This is a genomic window from Pseudomonas sp. JUb52 (assembly GCF_004341115.1).
GTDB lineage: Bacteria > Pseudomonadota > Gammaproteobacteria > Pseudomonadales > Pseudomonadaceae > Chryseomonas > Chryseomonas oryzihabitans.
Map to the genome: position 1 here is coordinate 13,073 of NZ_SLYS01000002.1, position 16,677 is coordinate 29,749.

Genomic DNA, 16,677 nt, shown 5'->3' on the forward strand with positions numbered 1-16,677 from the left:
GACGCTCACACACTCAATGACGCATGCCGCGCCCGCTCACGAGCAGACGGATGCTGACCAGATAAAGCACGACCACGGCGAACAGCATGAAGGCGATCGCCACCCCGATGCGGATGTCGGACACCCCGAGGATGCCGTAGCGGAAGGCGTTGACCATGTGCAGGATCGGATTGACCAGGGACACCTTCTGCCAGAAGGCCGGCAGCAGGTCGATGGAATAGAAGACCCCGCCCAGGTAGGTCAGGGGCGTCAGCACGAAGGTCGGCACGATGGAAATATCGTCGAAGTTGCGCGCGTAGACGGCGTTGATGAAGCCGCCCAGGGCGAAGATCGCCGCGGTAAGGATGATCACCAGCAGCATGATGCCCAGGTGGTGCACCTGCATGTGGGTAAAGAACAGCGACAGCACGCTGACGATGGCGGCCACGGCCAGGCCACGCAGGATGCCGCCCATGGCATAGCCGATGAGGATGACGTGGGGCGACACCGGCGACACCAGCAGTTCTTCTACCGAGCGCTGGAACTTGCTGCTGAAGAAACTGGAGACCACGTTGCTGTAGGCGTTGGTGATCACCGACATCATGATCAGGCCCGGCACGATGTACTGCATGTAGGTGAAGCCACCCATGCCACCGATGCGATTGCCGATCAGATTACCGAAGATCACGAAGTACAGGACCATGGTGATCGCCGGGGGCAGCAGCGTCTGCGCCCAGATGCGGGTGAAGCGGCGCACTTCGCGATGGACGATGGTCCGCAGCGCCACCAGGTTGGCTTGGAATTCGGTACTCATCGGGCGACCTTGGCTAGATTCTTTTCCACCAGGGAGACAAACAGCTCCTCCAGGCGATTGGCTTTGTTTCTCAGGCTCTGCACCTGGATGTCGGCGGCGTCCAGCTGGCGGAACAGGGCATTGACCCCGCTGGCCTTGTCGATGGCCACCTCGAAGGAGTGATCGCCCAGCACCCGGGTCGGATAGCCGTCCAGTTGCGGGGCCGCCGTCAGCGGCTGGACCACGTCGACGATGAAGGTCTCGACATTGAGCTTCTGCAGGAGCTTGCGCATGCTGGTGTGCTCGACCAGCTCGCCGTGGTCGATGATGGCGATGTTGCGGCAGAGCTGCTCGGCCTCTTCGAGATAGTGGGTGGTGAGGATGATGCTGGTCCCCTGCCCGTTCAGCTCGGTGAGGAAATTCCACATGGAGCGGCGCAGCTCGATGTCCACCCCGGCGGTGGGTTCGTCGAGGATCAGCAGGCGCGGCTTGTGGATCAGCGCGCGGGCGATCATCAGACGGCGCTTCATGCCGCCGGAGAGCATGCGCGAGGGGGTGTCGCGCTTGTCCCACAGGCCGAGCTGGGTCAGGTATTCCTCGGCCCGCTCGCCGGCGATGCGCGCCGGGATGCCGTAGTAGCCCGCCTGGGTCACCAGGATGTCGAAGGCCTTCTCGAACTGGTTGAAGTTGAATTCCTGGGGCACCACGCCGAGGCAGCGCTTGAGGCCCGCCGGATCCTTGTCCAGGTCGTTGCCGAACACCGAGACCTCGCCGCCGGACTTGTTGACCAGGGTCGATAGGATGCCGATGGTGGTCGACTTGCCCGCTCCGTTCGGACCGAGCAGCGCGAAGAAATCACCTTCGACCACGTCGAGGTCGATGCCCTTGAGGGCGGTGAAGCCGTTGTTGTAGGTCTTGGTCAGACCACGAATGGAGAGAGCTAGACTCATGTGCCTCCCGGCAAGAACTGATTCGCAAAGAAAAGTGCTACTTCCTATAACCCCGGCAGAGGGCAAAGGTTCGATCCTAGTCGAACCAGACAACGTCGGACAGTGCCCCTATACTGCGCAGCCGCTTTTTCAGGAGACACCCATGGCCACTTCCTATCTCGCCCACCACGTTGCCCTCCTCGCCCAGCTGCGTGCGGTCCTGGCCGACGTCGGCGCGGCCGAGCAGGTGCCGTCGGAGAACCACGCGCTGTTCCTCGACCGCTTCGACGAACTGGTCGCCGGCCTGCCGCAGGCGCCCGAAGAGTACGCCTATCTCGGTCAGGACCTGCTCAGCCAGATCTTCAGCCGCTATCCACAGATTGCCCACCGGGTACCGCGCGACCTGCTGTGGTTCTTTGGCGGCGATTGCCTGCACTTCATGCCGGACGAAGAGCTGGCGCTCTACCAGCGACTGGACGAGCGTCGCCACGAAGCGGAGTCCCGTGGCGAGGCCTTCGACTGGGCGCAGGAACAGCGCCTGATGGCCCTGCCGGACGACGCCGCGCGCCACTGAAACGCCGAAGGGCTATCGAACCGGTCGATAGCCCTTCGTACCCGCACGAACGCGCTATCTCTAGTAGTAGGCGTTTTCGCGGTTGGTGTGGTCGGTCACGTCGCGCACGGCGGTGAGCTCGGGGATCCGCTCCAGCAGGGTGCGCTCGACGCCATCCTTGAGGGTCAGATCGACCTGGCCACAGCCCTGGCAGCCGCCGCCGAAACGCAGCACGGCGACGTTGTCGTCGACGATGTCCACCAGGCTGACCATGCCACCGTGGCTGGCGAGCCCCGGATTGATCTCGGTCTGCAGGTAGTAGTCGACGCGCTCGTTGAGCGGGCTGTCCTCGTTGACCATGGGCACCTTGGCGTTGGGCGCCTTGATGGTCAGCTGGCCGCCCATGCGGTCGGTGGCGTAGTCCACCAGGGCGTCTTCCAGGAAGGGCTGGCTGATGGCATCGATATAGGCGGTAAAGCTCTTCAGCCCGATGGGCTGGTCATCGGGCTTCTCTTCGCCGGGCTTGCAATAGGCGATGCAGGTCTCGGCGTACTGGGTGCCGGGCTGGGTAATGAAGATCCGGATACCGATCCCGGGGGTGTTCTGCTTTTCCAACAGGTCGGCCAGGTAATCCTGAGCCGCGTCGGTAATGGTGATGGCGCTCATGGTCACTCCTCAACAGGTGTGACAAGTTTACGCCACCCCACCCCTCGACGAAAGCCCTAGTGAAACAGTCGGATAATCGTCTCAGTCGAGGCGCTGCACGAAACTGGTCACCCGGTTGCGCCCATTGTGCTTGGACTCGTACAGGGCCTTGTCCGCCTGCTGGATCATCTGTTCGTGATTGCCCAGGGGTACCGACAGATCGGTGATGCCGACGCTGATGGTGAAGGCGATGGGCGTCCCCAGCACGTCGAGCCGCATGGCCTCGACCGCCTCGCGCAGGCGCTCGGCGAGCAACCGGGCGCCTTCCACCGCCGTGTCCAGCAGCACCACGCCGAATTCCTCGCCGCCGTAGCGTCCGGCGATGTCGGCATTGCGCACATGGGTCTTGATCACCCCGGCGAGGGCCTTGATCGCCTGATCGCCCACGGCGTGACCATAGGTGTCGTTGATGCGCTTGAAATGATCGATGTCGAGCATCATCAGCGCCAGGCGACCGCCATAGCGCTGGTGCCTGGCGAATTCCTCGGTGAGGCGCTCTTCCCAGTAACCGCGGTTGGCCAGTCCGGTCAGGCGGTCGGTACGCGACAGTTCCTGCAGCTTGTCGTTGGAGAGTTCCAGTTGCCGCTTGTTGATGGCGACATCGGTGACGTCGTAGATCACCACGCAGATGTGGGCGATGGCTCCGGTGGAATCCCGCAGCGGCAGCAGGGTGACGTTCTGGTACATGAAGGCTTCCACGCCGGTGATCGGCTGGTAGCTCTTGAAGTGAACCAGGTAGGGCCGCTGTTCCCAGATGGAAAAGGCCCGGGTACCCAGCAGCACCACGCTCTCGGCCTTGGCGCGAAACCAGGCCTCGTCGATTTCGGCGAAGACGGCGAACAGCGACTGCTGGCTGACCTCGCTGAGGATCCGCCCGGAATGGTTTTCCATGAAGCTGTTCCAGACCTCGATGCGGTAGTCGAGGTCCAGCACCACCACGCCGACATCGATGTTCTGCACGATGTCCAGCAGCCAGTGGAGTTCGTTGATATCGATCTGTGCCGCCATGCTCAACTCATCAGGTAGCCGATCTTGCGGGTGATGCGCTTCACCGAATCCTCGGTGAACAGCAGCAGCAGATCGAAGTGGACGTTATGGCCTTCCAGGCTGTAGCTGAGTTCGACCGCCAGGGTCTTCTTCCAGCGGGTCTTGTTGACGACGATGAGTTCGTCGATGGACGCGTGGTGGCCGAGGATGGTCGGGTGGCCCTGGGAAAAGCGGATGTCGAACTGCTCGGCGATGCCGGCCAGACAGGCGCCGATGATGATGCTCGACAGGTCCAGCAGCATCTCGATGTCACCGGACTCCCCTGCCTCCCGCCAGCGCACCAGCTGCGCCATGTCGTCGAATTCGGAGTCGTGGAAGATCAGCAGCGCCTCGCCGGCGATGCCCTCGCCGATATAGCCCTGGCAGACCGCACTGAGGCGATCCTCGCGCTGGGCATCCACCAGCGTCATGTGCAGCTCGCTGACTTCCAGGATGTTGACGTTGGGAATCGGCAGCTGGACGAAGACATCCAGCGCCTTGGCCAGCAGCGCGCCAGCGCGCCCCATGGAGACGTTGACCACCTCGCGGAAGGCGTCGCGGAAGCTCACCTCCAGCTCGGGACGCGCGACCGGTTCCGGCAGCGCCGCAGGGCTAGGGCTATAGAGGCCATGGCGCTCGAGCACCGCGGCCAGTTCGGCGGGATCGGCCGGCTTGCGCAGGAAGTCCAGGGCGCCCAGTTCGCGCACCCGGGCCACCGCCTGGTCCTGGACGTCACCGGAGACGACGATCACCTTGACCGCCAGGCCTTCGTTGCGAATGGCCGCCAGGGTGCCGTAGCCGTCCAGGATCGGCATGGTCAGGTCCAGCAGCATCACCTGACCGAGCCCCTGGCGCAGCGCCGTGAGGGCTTCCTCGCCGTTGGTGGCCTGGGTGATGGATACCGCCCAGCCTTCGGGCAGGGAGCGAACCAGCTGCTTGCGCGCCATGTTCGAGTCGTCGCATATCACCAGAGGAATCACGGCCACCTTCCATGACACTGTTTTGACGCACAGTAAACGTCGGTCAATTGCCAGTAAAGCAGCACTTGAAGGGCTTGCCCACCGGACGCGCGAGATCGTCAGACGTTTTCGCCATGAAAGACTCGCCGGCCCTGCATGAGCGCTGTTCATCATGGACCGTCGCCAATACCGGAGCAGGCGCCGGCTTTTGCTATGCTGCCACCCTTTGTCCAGCGTCTCTTCATCTCTGTGGAATGCCCATGACCGATCGCAGCTCTCGCCTCGCCGCCCTCCGCCACGCCCTCGCGCAGCGCATCCTCATCCTCGACGGCGGCATGGGCACCATGATCCAGAGCTATCGGCTGGACGAAGCGGACTACCGTGGCGAGCGTTTCGCCGACTGGCCAAGCGACGTCAAGGGCAACAACGACCTCCTGCTGCTGACCCAGCCGAAGATCATCGCCGAGATCGAGAAGGCCTACCTGGATGCCGGCGCCGATATCCTGGAAACCAACACCTTCAATGCCACGCGCGTCTCCCAGGCCGACTACGGCATGGAAGCCATCACCTATGAGCTGAATCTGGCCGGCGCCCGGGTCGCCCGCGAGGTGGCCGACGCCAAGACCCTGGAGACCCCGGATCGCCCCCGTTTCGTCGCCGGGGTGCTCGGCCCGACCAGTCGGACCTGCTCCATCTCTCCGGACGTCAACAATCCCGGCTTTCGCAATGTCACCTTCGACGAGCTGGTGGAGAACTACACCGAGGCCACTCGCGGCCTGATCGAAGGCGGCGCCGACCTCATCCTGATCGAGACCATCTTCGACACCCTCAACGCCAAGGCGGCCATCTTCGCGGTCCAGGGCGTGTTCGAGGAGGTTGGCGTCGAGTTGCCGATCATGATCTCCGGCACCATCACCGACGCCTCCGGCCGCACCCTGTCCGGCCAGACCACCGAGGCCTTCTGGAACTCGGTACGCCACGCCAACCCGATTTCCGTTGGTCTCAACTGCGCCCTGGGGGCCAAGGAATTGCGGCCCTATGTCGAGGAACTGGCGACCAAGGCCGACACCTTCGTCTCCGCCCACCCCAACGCCGGCCTGCCCAATGCCTTCGGCGAATACGACGAAAGCCCCGCGCAGATGGCGGCGGTGGTCGAGGAATTCGCCGCCAGCGGCCTGCTCAACATCGTCGGTGGCTGCTGCGGTACCACCCCGGCGCACATCCAGGCCATCGCCGAGGCGGTCGCCAAGCATCCGCCGCGCCAGCTGCCCGAGATTCCCAAGGCCTGCCGCCTCTCCGGCCTGGAGCCCTTCACCATCAGCCGCGAGTCGCTGTTCGTCAACGTCGGCGAGCGCACCAACATCACCGGCTCCGCCAAGTTCGCCCGGCTGATCCGCGAAGAGAACTACGCCGAGGCCCTGGAAGTGGCCCAGCAACAGGTGGAAGCCGGCGCCCAGGTCATCGACATCAACATGGACGAGGGCATGCTGGATTCGAAGGCGGCCATGGTCACCTTCCTCAACCTGATCGCCTCCGAGCCGGACATCTCCCGGGTGCCGATCATGATCGACTCCTCCAAGTGGGAGGTGATCGAGGCCGGTCTCAAGTGCATCCAGGGCAAGGGCATCGTCAACTCCATCTCCATGAAGGAAGGGGTCGAGGCCTTCATCCATCACGCCAAGCTGTGCAAGAGATACGGCGCGGCGGTGGTGGTCATGGCCTTCGACGAAGACGGCCAGGCCGACACCGAGGCGCGCAAGAACGAGATCTGCGCGCGCTCCTACGACATCCTGGTCAACCAGGTCGGCTTCCCGCCGGAAGACATCATCTTCGACCCCAACATCTTCGCCGTGGCGACCGGGATCGAAGAGCACAACAACTACGCGGTCGACTTCATCAACGCCTGCGCCTTTATCCACGACAACCTGCCCTACGCCCTGACCTCGGGCGGCGTGTCCAACGTCTCCTTTTCCTTCCGCGGCAACAATCCGGTGCGCGAGGCCATCCACTCGGTCTTCCTCTACCACGCCATCCAGAACGGCCTGACCATGGGCATCGTCAACGCCGGCCAGCTGGAGATCTATGACGAGATCCCGGCCGCCCTGCGCGAGCGGGTCGAGGACGTGGTGCTCAACCGGACCCCGGCCGGCACCGATGCCCTGCTGGCCATCGCCGACGACTACAAGGGCGGCGGTGCGGTCAAGGAAGCCGAGACCGAGGAATGGCGTGGCCTGCCGGTGGACAAGCGGCTGGAGCACGCCCTGGTCAAGGGCATCACCACCTATATCGTCGAGGACACCGAGGAGTGCCGCCAGCAGTGCGCGCGGCCCATCGAGGTCATCGAAGGCCCGCTGATGAGCGGTATGAACGTGGTCGGCGACCTGTTTGGCTCCGGCAAGATGTTCCTGCCCCAGGTGGTCAAGTCCGCCAGGGTGATGAAGCAGGCGGTGGCCCACCTGATTCCCTTCATCGAAGCGGAAAAAGGCGACAAGCCCGAGGCCAAGGGCAAGATCCTCATGGCCACGGTCAAGGGCGACGTCCACGACATCGGCAAGAACATCGTCGGCGTGGTGCTGGGCTGCAACGGCTATGACATCGTCGACCTGGGTGTCATGGTCCCGGCGGAAAAGATCCTGCAGACCGCCATCGCCGAGAAGTGCGACATCATCGGCCTGTCCGGCCTGATCACCCCCTCGCTGGACGAGATGGTCCATGTCGCCAAGGAGATGCAGCGCCAGGGCTTCACCCTGCCCTTGATGATCGGTGGCGCCACTACCTCCAAGGCCCATACCGCGGTCAAGATCGAGCCGCAGTACCAGAACGATGCCGTGGTCTATGTGACCGATGCCTCGCGCGCCGTGGGCGTGGCCACCCAGTTGCTGTCCAAGGAACTCAAGGCCGGCTTCGTCGAGCGCACCCGCGCCGACTACGTCGAGGTCCGCGAGCGCACCGCCAATCGCAGCGCCCGCACCGAACGCCTGACCTATGCCAAGGCGGTGGCCAACAAGCCGGCCTTCAACTGGCTGGGCTACCAGGCGCCCACGCCCAGCTTCACCGGCACCCGGGTACTGGAAGACATCGACCTGGCAGTCCTGGCCGAGTACATCGACTGGACGCCCTTCTTCATTTCCTGGGACCTGGCCGGCAAGTATCCGCGCATCCTCACCGACGAGGTGGTGGGGGAAGCGGCCACCGCACTGTTCCACGACGCCCAGGCCATGCTCAGGAAGCTGATCGACGAGAAGCTGATCAGGGCCCGCGCCGTGTTCGGCTTCTGGCCGGCCAACCAGGTGCGTGACGACGACCTGGAAGTCTATGGCGAGGACGGCCAGCCGCTGGCCACCCTGCACCACCTGCGCCAGCAGACCATCAAGCCCGAGGGCAAGCCCAATCTGTCCCTGGCCGACTTCGTCGCGCCCAAGGAAACGGGCGTGACCGACTACATGGGCGGCTTCATCGTCACCGCCGGCATCGGCGCCGAGGAGCTGGCCAAGGACTACGAGCGCAAGGGCGACGACTACAACTCGATCATGGTCAAGGCCCTGGCCGATCGTCTCGCCGAAGCCTGCGCCGAGTGGCTGCACGAGCGGGTGCGCAAGGAACACTGGGGCTATGCTGCGGACGAGACCCTGGACAACGAGGCGCTGATCCGCGAGCAGTACAAGGGTATCCGCCCCGCCCCCGGCTACCCGGCCTGCCCCGACCATACCGAGAAGGCCGCCCTGTTCAAGCTGCTGGACCCCGAGGCCCGCTTCAACGAGGCCGGTCGCAGCGGCGTCTTCCTCACCGAGCACTACGCCATGTTTCCGGCGGCCGCCGTCAGTGGCTGGTATTTCGCCCATCCCGAAGCCCAGTACTTCGCCGTGGGCAAGATCGACCGGGATCAGGTGGACAGCTACACCGAGCGCAAGGGCCAGGAGCTGGCGGTGACGGAGCGGTGGCTGGCGCCGAATCTGGGGTACGACAACTAGCCTGGCAGACGCCTCAGGTAACAAAAATGCGGCCCTTTTCGAGGGCGTCCCTACTAGGGTGTAGGGACTTCCATCGACGAGGATCGCGTGCCCATGAAAGGCCTTACCCTAGCCGCCGGCAGTCTCCTGCTCGGTCTCGCCACCCTGAACGCCAGTGCCGCGCCCCAGTCGCTGAGTGAAGCTCAGTGGCCCTTCACCGCCACGCCACGGGCCACTTTGGACGCACCCTGGGCCATCGCCTTCCTGCCGGACGGCACCGCCCTGGTCACCGAGAAAGGTGGCGTGCTCAAGCACCTGAACGTGCAGACCGGCAAGGCCCAGGACATCAGCGGGGTACCCAAGGTGGTGGCCGCCGGCCAGGGCGGGCTGGGCGATGTCATCCTGCATCCGCAATACGCCAGCAACGGGCTGATCTACCTCAGCTATGCCGAGGCCGGCGAAGACGGCACCCAGGGCGCGGCGGTCGCCCGGGCCAAGCTGACCCTGAAGCAGGACGGCAGTGGTTCGCTGGGTGATCTCAAGGTGATCTGGCGGCAGACGCCCAAGGTCACCGGCAACGGTCACTATGGCCATCGCATGAGATTCGGCCCGGACGGCAAACTGTGGATCACCTCCGGTGAGCGCCAGAAATTCACCCCGGCCCAGGACATGAGCGGCAACCTGGGCAAACTCATCCGCCTCAACGACGATGGCAGCACGCCGGCGGACAACCCCTTCGCCCAGCAAGGCGGCGTCGCGGCCCAGGTCTGGTCGCTGGGTCATCGCAATCCGCTGGGTATCGCCTTCGATGCCCAAGGCCGCCTGTGGGAACAGGAAATGGGTCCCCAGGGTGGCGACGAGCTGAATCTGATCCAGCGTGGCGGCAACTACGGCTATCCCGAGGTCTCCAATGGCGACCACTATGGCGGCAAGCCGATTCCGGATCACGCGACGCGCCCGGAATTCATCCCGCCCAAGATCACCTGGACGCCGGTGATCTCGCCGGCCGGTCTGATGATCTACGCAGGCGACCGCTTCCCTGCCTGGAAGGGCAATGCCTTCATCGGCGGGCTGTCGTCCAAGGCGTTGGTGCGGATCGAACTCAAGGGCGAAGAGGCGCGCGAGGTGGAGCGCTATGCCATGGGCACGCGCATCCGCGACGTCGAGGAAGGCCCCAACGGCAGCCTCTGGGTGCTGGAGGACGGTGCCAAGGCGCGACTGCTTGAATTGCAGCCGAAGTAGCGGCAGGCGTCCCCCAGGGAGGGGTGACCGCGGGCTTAGCGCAGCTCGGAAGGCGAGCGGCGAACGATCTTGATCGAGTGCTTGATGTCGGGCTTGCGGGTCACGCTGATCGGCCGCTTGGTGACGGTGTCCAGGGTGATGTTCCAGAAGCCGGTGCTGGGTACCGTGATGCGCGCCGGAAAGGTGTCGAAGGCGCCGCCGTGATAGGTGTGGCGGCCGCCATTCTTGAAGCTGCGGAAATTGGCATCGTTCATCAGGCGGATGTTGCACACCCCCGAACTCTGGATGACGACCAGGTCGCCCTCGTTGAGATGCTCGCGCTGGTGGATGAACTTCATGACGGATCCTCGTCTTGCAAAGGACTAGGATAGCATCCCTACCCTGTCCTATTATCGCCGCCCGCCCTCGACCTGCCCTTTTCCCATGCGTATTTCCGATGTCGTCCAGTTGCTCGCCAATGCCGGCGCCAAGCCCAAGCACAGCGCCCGCATCCTGCGCGCCTGGTGCCAGGGGCTACCCCTGGACACTGGCACCCGGCGCCAGCAGGCGGAAAACTTCCTGCCGCTGGAGGTGCGCCAGGCCATTCCGGCGCTGACCGCGCGGCTGGAAGGCCTGGCCCGGGTGACCTCGGAGCACCCGGGCGCCGACGGCTCGGCACGGATGCTGGTGACCCTTGGCGATGGCCAGGCGGTGGAAAGCGTGCTGCTGCCCCGCGACGGGCTCTGCGTGTCGTCCCAGGTCGGCTGCGCGGTGGGCTGCGTGTTCTGCATGACCGGCAAGAGCGGCCTCCTGCGTCAGGTGGGCAGCGCCGAGATCGTCGCCCAGGTGGCCCTGGCGCGACGCATCAGGCCGGTCAAGAAGGTGGTCTTCATGGGCATGGGCGAGCCGGCGCACAACCTGGACAACGTGCTGGAAGCCATCGACCTGCTGGGCACGGCCGGTGGTATCGGCCATCGCAACCTGGTGTTTTCCACCGTCGGCGATCCGCGGGTATTCGAGCGACTGCCGCAGCAGGCGGTCAGGCCGGCGCTGGCGCTGTCGCTGCACAGCACCCATGCCGAGCGTCGGGCCCGCCTGCTGCCCAAGGCGCCCCGCTATGAACCCGGAGAGCTGATCGAGCAGGGGGAAGCCTATGCCCGACTGATCGGCTATCCGATCCAGTACCAGTGGACCCTGCTCGCCGGCATCAACGACAGCCAGGACGAGATGGACGAACTGCTGCGGCTGATGAAGGGCAAGTACGGCGTGCTCAACCTGATTCCTTACAACAGCCTGGAAGTGGACGACTACCAGCGGCCCACTGGCGAGCGCATCGTGCAGATCGTGCGCTACCTGCACAGCCGCGGCCTGCTGACCAAGGTGCGCAATTCCGCGGGCCAGGATGTCGATGGCGGTTGCGGCCAGTTGCGGGCCCGAGCCGACGTGCTGCGCCCGGTGCGCGTCAGCGTCTGACCGATCGTCCTGCGACTGGCCCCGCCCATCAGGTGTGGCGGAACGCCAGGCCGGGCAGCCCCTCAGAGTGCATTCGCACCATTCAGAGGGAAGCTTTTTCCATGCAGGATCGCATCAAACGCCATGACCCCTTCATCGCCGGCCTGAAGGAACGCCTGCCCGAAGAGCTGCGCGAATCCTTTACCGAGGAGCAGCTGGAAGCCCTCAAGCTGGCCTTCGGCACCCGCAGCTGGGGCAAGCACAGCGTCGATCTGCGCGGCACCGTCAAATTCTGGCACCGCCGTTACTACTTCGTCTTCCTCGCCGGTCGCAACTACCGTCAACTCTCCCGCCTGGAGCAGGAATTGTCCCTGCTCGGCAAGGCCACGGTACTGGCGGTGATCCTCTTGGCCTGCGGTCTGGTGGGTCTGCTGCTGCTCTATCTGCTCAAGTCGGCGCTGGGCATCGACATCTTTCCCGACTACTCCTTCGGAGTTTGGACCTGGTTCAAGGGTCTATTCGACTAGCACGGATGCTTGACCCTGGCAGGGAGGCTTGCCCCTCGGGAGACCTCCTATGCCCCACCTGAATCGCCGCCGGACCCTCGGCCTGCTGGCTGCCAGTGCCGCCCTGCCTCTGCTGGGCGGCTATCCGCTCAATGCCCTCGCGGCGGGCGACGAATACCTCGCCCTGGTCGAGAAGGAAGCCCCCGGCCTCGGCTTCTACCGCCTGGCCGATGGCAAGCGCATCGGCAGTCTGGAATTGCCCGCGCAACCCCATGAGATCGTCGCCGACCGCCACGGCCGCTACGCCTACGTCGGCCAGTACGGGGTCAAGAGCTGGCAGGCGCCTGGCGAAGGCGGCCACCAGGTCAGCGTGATCGATCTCGCCGAGCGCCGGCTGGTGAGAGCCATCGACCTGTCGCCCTATCACCGCCTGCACGGCATGCGCCTGGACGACCAGGGTCGCCTCTATGTGCTGAGCGAGACCGACTCGCTGCTCATCCGCTTCGATCGCCCCGCCACCGCCGAATATCCCAGCCAGATCGTCCCGGTCGGCGGCACCCGCAGCCACTACTTCGTCCTGACCCGCGACGGACGCCGCGCCTACGTCGCCGACACCCTGAGCGGCCTGGTGATCCTGGTCGATGCGCACAATCCCGCCGTGCAGCCGGTGAAGAGGTACCTCGGCCAGGCGCCGGAGGGCTGCTGCCTGAGTCCGGACGAGCGCACCTTCTATGTGCTGGATCGCTTCGCCGGCATCCTCCATGCGCTGGATGCCCGTGACCTGACGCCGATCCGCCAGGTCAAGCTGCGCGGCGAAGCGGTACGGGTAGCCGTCCTGCCCAATGGTCGCCTGCTGGTCTCCAACCTGGCGGACAAGAGTCTCTCGCTGTTGCGGCCCGATACCTTCGCCGAAGTCGCCTACCTGCCCATGGGCAGCGCGGTGCCCGGACTCAACCTCGATCCCCGTGGCGAGCGCCTGTTCGCCGCCCTGGAGGACAACCAGCTGGCTGTGGTCGATCTGCGCAGCTGGCGCGAGATCCGCCGCTTCGCCACCGGCAAGGCGCCGGACACCGCCGTGGTCTTCCAGGACTGACGGTCGCCTGCCTCCCGATCCGCTGCCAACCAGTCGGCGGATCCGCAAGGCACGAGAATCATCCGCATTTAACAATCCGAATCATTGTGATACAAATCACCGACCTCCGGGCGCCTCTGCGCCCCTTCGCTTCTGTCGGTGATAGCTTTCATGCTCGTTCCCTTTCTGATCATGCTCCGCGAAGGCATCGAAGCGGCGCTCATCGTTGGCATCATCGCCAGCTACCTGCAACGCACCGGTCGCGGCCACTGGATGCCCGCGGTCTGGATCGGCGTCATGCTGGCCGCCGCCCTGTCCCTGTTCGTCGGCGCCGGCCTGCAACTGGCCAGCGCCGAATTCCCGCAGCGTCAGCAGGAGCTGTTCGAAGCGGTCGTCGGTTTGGCGGCCACCGCCATCCTCACCTCCATGGTGTTCTGGATGCGCAAGGCGGCGCGCTCGATCAAGACCGAACTGCACGATTCCCTGGAAAACGCCCTGTCGGCTTCGCGCAACCAGGTCTATGCCCTGATCGGCATGGTTTTCCTGGCCGTCGCCCGCGAAGGCCTGGAAACCGTGTTCTTCCTGCTGGCGATCTTCCAGCAGAGCGCCGGCCCCGGCGCGCCCCTGGGTGCCCTGCTCGGACTGATCATCGCCGTCGCCGTGGGCTATGGCCTCTATACCGGCGGCGTACGGCTGAACCTGGGCAAGTTCTTCCGCTTCACCGGCCTGTTCATCCTCTTCGTCGCCGCCGGCCTGTTCACCAACTCGGTCAAGGCGCTGCATGAAGCCGGCCTGTGGAATTCGCTGCAGCAGGTGGTCGTCGACTGGAGCCACGCGCTGCCCGCCGACGGCCCGGTCGGCACGGTGCTGGCCGGGATGTTCGGGTACCAGGACACCCCCACCGTCAGCACCCTGGGTGCCTATCTGCTGTTCCTGGCAGTCACCCTGCCGCTGTTCTTCCGCACCCCGGCGCCGCCCCAGCGTCCTGCCGTGACCACCCCTGCCTCGCTGGAGCGCCCGTCTTGAACCACGCCAACCCCCACTCGCCGAAGCAGGGCTCGCTGGCGCTGCGCCTGGCCGTGATCGGCTCCGCCACCCTGCTGATCGCAGCCGCCGCGGCCTTCTACTATGCGTCGCGCACCGCAGGCGAGCGTCACGCCACCGTGGCCGACGGCGAAATCAAGGTCGACATCCTGCCCAATCGCTGCGAACCCAACGCCCTGCAGGTGCCTGCCGGGCCGGCGCGCTTTCGCATCGTCAACCGCTCGGACCGGGCGGTGGAATGGGAGATTCTCGACGGCGTCCTGGTGGTGGAAGAGCGCGAGAACATCGCCCCCGGCCTCAGCCAGGTCATCAATGCCACTCTGGCCCCCGGCGACTACGCCATCACCTGCGGTCTGCTGAGCAATCCGCGCGGCACCCTGAAGGTACTGCCGACCGCCGCCTCGGAAGCCGCCAGCAAGGCCGGCCCGACCCTGACCCAGTTCGTCGGCCCGCTGTCGGAATACCGCGTCTACCTGAATCAGCAGAGCCGCCTGCTGCTGCAGGGCCTCGGTACCCTGCAGCAGGCGCTGGCTGCGGGCGATCTGGCGCAGGCGCGCGCCGCCTACGCGGCCTCCCGCCTGCCCTACCAGCGCCTGGCGGCGACCGCGCAGCGCTTCGCCGAACTGGACAATCGCCTCAATGCCCGCGCCGACTACTATGAAAAGCGCGAGCAGGATCCGGCCTTCGGTGGCTTCCATCGCCTCGAGCAAGGCCTCTTCGCCGGCAACAGCACCCAGGGTCTGGCACCGGTTGCCACCCGCCTCGAGCAGGACGCTGCAGCCCTGCGCGACGCCCTGCTCGGCCAGTCGCTGCCGCCGGAACAACTCAGTGGCAATGCCGCGCGCCTGCTGCACAACCTGGCCACTACCCGGATCTCGGGTGAGGAAGAGCGCTACAGCCAGCTCGTGCTGCCCGGCTTCGCCGCCAATCTGGATGGCACGCGCAAGGTGATCGAGTTGCTGCGTCCGCTGCTCGGCAAGGGTCATCCCGAGCTGCAGCACCGCCTGGATACCCAGGCCGACGCCTTCGCCGCGGCCCTGGGCGATGTCCAGCGTCCCTACTCCGCCCTTTCCCCTGACGACCGCCAGCGCATCGCCGCCGCGGCCCAGGCGCTGGCCGATTCCCTCGACCAGGTCGCCCCGGCCCTGGGCCTTGCCGCGACCAAGACCACGCCATGAAGAAGTCCGCTCCCGATCAGCCCAACATCGAACGTCGCCGCCTGCTGGGTGGCCTCGGCGCCGCCAGCGTGGCCCTGGCCGGCGCCGGGCTCTGCCCGATGCACGCCCGGGCGGCCAGCACCGCCGAGGTGACCCGTGCCCCCGGCAGCGCCAATACCCACCAGCGCCAGGCGTTCTTCGGCCTGCACCAGAGCGGCATCGTCACCCCACGGCCAGCGGCCGGAATGATCGTGGCCTTCGATGTGCTGGCCAGCGATCGCGAGGACCTGGAACGCCTGCTGCGGACCCTCGACGAGCGCATCCGCTTTCTCATGCAGGGCGGTCCGGTGCCGGAGGTCGACCCCAAATTGCCACCGCTGGATTCCGGCATCCTCGGTCCGGTCGTGACCCCGGACAACCTGACCATCACCGTCTCCGTCGGCGAGTCCCTGTTCGATGACCGCTTCGGCCTAGCCGCGGTCAAGCCAAAGCAGTTGCAGCGCATGACCGGCTTTCCCAACGACGCCCTGGAAGCGGACTGCTGCCACGGCGATCTCTGCCTGCAGTTCTGCGCCAACACCCCGGACACCAACATCCACGCCCTGCGCGACATCGTGAAGAATCTGCCCGACCTGCTGGCGATCCGCTGGAAACAGGAAGGCAGCGTGCCGGTGCAGGATCCGCCACCCGGTCAGCCCGCCGAGAGCGCGCGCAACTTCCTGGGCTTTCGCGACGGCTCGGCCAACCCCGACTCCACCGACCAGCAGGCGATGGACAGAATCGTCTGGGTCCAGCCCGGCAGCGGCGAACCGGCCTGGGCGGCCCAGGGCAGCTACCAGGCGGTGCGCATCATCCGCAATTTCGTCGAGCGCTGGGATCGCACCCCGCTGCAGGAGCAGGAAGCCATCTTCGGGCGGCGCAAGGCCAGTGGCGCGCCCATGGCCGGCGGTCACGAGACCGATGTGCCGGACTATGCCAGCGATCCCAAGGGCAAGGTCACGCCGCTGGACGCCCATATCCGCCTGGCCAATCCCCGCACCGCGGAGAGCCAGCGCAACCTGATCCTGCGCCGCCCCTTCAACTACTCCAACGGCGTGCGCAAGAACGGCCAGCTCGACATGGGCCTGCTGTTCATCGCCTATCAGGCCGACCTGGAACAGGGCTTCATCGCCGTGCAGAAGCGGCTGGATGGCGAGCCCCTGGAGGAATACATCAAGCCCATCGGCGGCGGTTACTTCTTCGTCCTGCCGGGGATCACCGATGCCAAGGACTACCTCGGCCGCAGTCTGCTGGTCGCCGCATCGCTTTAACACCTCGACAGGAGAAGTCGA

15 protein-coding genes are annotated in these 16,677 nt (G+C 65.4%); 9 read left to right on the plus strand and 6 right to left on the minus strand.

What is annotated here, in order from left to right:
• Positions 1-13: 13 nt before the first annotated feature.
• Positions 14-793 carry an ABC transporter permease gene (locus EC839_RS03270; RefSeq protein WP_007158394.1) on the minus strand — a complete coding sequence of 260 codons (780 nt, stop codon included), beginning with the start codon at positions 791-793 and terminating at the stop codon, positions 14-16.
• A complete protein-coding gene (locus tag EC839_RS03275) occupies positions 790-1,722 on the minus strand; it encodes an ABC transporter ATP-binding protein (RefSeq protein ID WP_007158395.1) in 933 nt (310 codons plus the stop codon). Before EC839_RS03275 ends, EC839_RS03270 begins: the two co-directional genes overlap by 4 nt.
• Positions 1,723-1,864: 142 nt before the next feature.
• Between EC839_RS03275 and EC839_RS03280 the strand changes: the two genes are divergently transcribed.
• Positions 1,865-2,275: a PA2817 family protein gene (locus EC839_RS03280; RefSeq protein WP_007158396.1), complete on the plus strand. Its 411-nt coding sequence runs from the start codon at positions 1,865-1,867 to the stop codon at positions 2,273-2,275.
• A gap of 60 nt (positions 2,276-2,335) precedes the next feature.
• Here the strand turns inward: EC839_RS03280 and nfuA are convergent, their stop codons facing one another.
• The 3 genes from nfuA to EC839_RS03295 all read right to left on the minus strand — a co-directional run bounded on the left by nfuA (position 2,336) and on the right by EC839_RS03295 (position 4,971).
• Positions 2,336-2,920, minus strand: a complete 585-nt coding sequence (gene nfuA / locus EC839_RS03285; protein ID WP_007158397.1) for a Fe-S biogenesis protein NfuA — start codon at positions 2,918-2,920, stop codon at positions 2,336-2,338.
• An 81-nt stretch (positions 2,921-3,001) separates the two neighbouring features.
• A complete protein-coding gene (locus tag EC839_RS03290) occupies positions 3,002-3,967 on the minus strand; it encodes a diguanylate cyclase (RefSeq protein ID WP_007158398.1) in 966 nt (321 codons plus the stop codon).
• Between the two features lie 2 nt (positions 3,968-3,969).
• The gene (locus EC839_RS03295) at positions 3,970-4,971 is read right to left on the minus strand and encodes a response regulator (protein WP_007158399.1); all 1,002 of its coding nucleotides are present in this window, start codon (positions 4,969-4,971) and stop codon (positions 3,970-3,972) included.
• A gap of 227 nt (positions 4,972-5,198) precedes the next feature.
• Between EC839_RS03295 and metH the strand changes: the two genes are divergently transcribed.
• Both metH and EC839_RS03305 read left to right on the plus strand, forming a co-directional pair.
• Positions 5,199-8,915, plus strand: coding sequence for a methionine synthase (metH, locus tag EC839_RS03300; RefSeq protein WP_177416673.1), 3,717 nt, complete (start codon positions 5,199-5,201; stop codon positions 8,913-8,915).
• Between the two features lie 93 nt (positions 8,916-9,008).
• The gene (locus EC839_RS03305) at positions 9,009-10,136 is read left to right on the plus strand and encodes a PQQ-dependent sugar dehydrogenase (RefSeq protein WP_007158401.1); all 1,128 of its coding nucleotides are present in this window, start codon (positions 9,009-9,011) and stop codon (positions 10,134-10,136) included.
• A 35-nt stretch (positions 10,137-10,171) separates the two neighbouring features.
• On the opposite strand, the gene EC839_RS03310 is transcribed toward EC839_RS03305, so the two are convergent.
• Positions 10,172-10,474, minus strand: a complete 303-nt coding sequence (locus EC839_RS03310) for a DUF1883 domain-containing protein (RefSeq protein ID WP_007158402.1) — start codon at positions 10,472-10,474, stop codon at positions 10,172-10,174.
• Positions 10,475-10,559: 85 nt separating this feature from the next.
• Here EC839_RS03310 and EC839_RS03315 point away from each other — a divergent pair, with 85 nt between their 5' ends.
• From EC839_RS03315 to efeB, 6 genes are all read left to right on the plus strand, one after another.
• On the plus strand, positions 10,560-11,588 hold the full coding sequence (locus tag EC839_RS03315) for an RNA methyltransferase (protein ID WP_007158403.1): 1,029 nt from the start codon (positions 10,560-10,562) through the stop codon (positions 11,586-11,588).
• Positions 11,589-11,689: 101 nt separating this feature from the next.
• Complete coding sequence (locus EC839_RS03320; RefSeq protein ID WP_007158404.1) at positions 11,690-12,094, plus strand: hypothetical protein; 405 nt, start codon at positions 11,690-11,692, stop codon at positions 12,092-12,094.
• A gap of 49 nt (positions 12,095-12,143) precedes the next feature.
• Positions 12,144-13,166, plus strand: a complete 1,023-nt coding sequence (locus EC839_RS03325) for a hypothetical protein (RefSeq protein WP_007158405.1) — start codon at positions 12,144-12,146, stop codon at positions 13,164-13,166.
• 150 nt (positions 13,167-13,316) lie between these two features.
• Entirely contained in the window at positions 13,317-14,171 is an 855-nt protein-coding gene (gene efeU / locus EC839_RS03330) for an iron uptake transporter permease EfeU (protein ID WP_007158406.1), read from the plus strand.
• Positions 14,168-15,367 (plus strand): iron uptake system protein EfeO, encoded by a 1,200-nt coding sequence (gene efeO, locus EC839_RS03335; RefSeq protein WP_007158407.1) that lies wholly within the window; start codon positions 14,168-14,170, stop codon positions 15,365-15,367. The genes efeU and efeO overlap by 4 nt, the downstream gene beginning before the upstream one ends.
• Complete coding sequence (efeB, locus tag EC839_RS03340; RefSeq protein ID WP_007158408.1) at positions 15,364-16,656, plus strand: iron uptake transporter deferrochelatase/peroxidase subunit; 1,293 nt, start codon at positions 15,364-15,366, stop codon at positions 16,654-16,656. Before efeO ends, efeB begins: the two co-directional genes overlap by 4 nt.
• Positions 16,657-16,677: the final 21 nt, after the last annotated feature.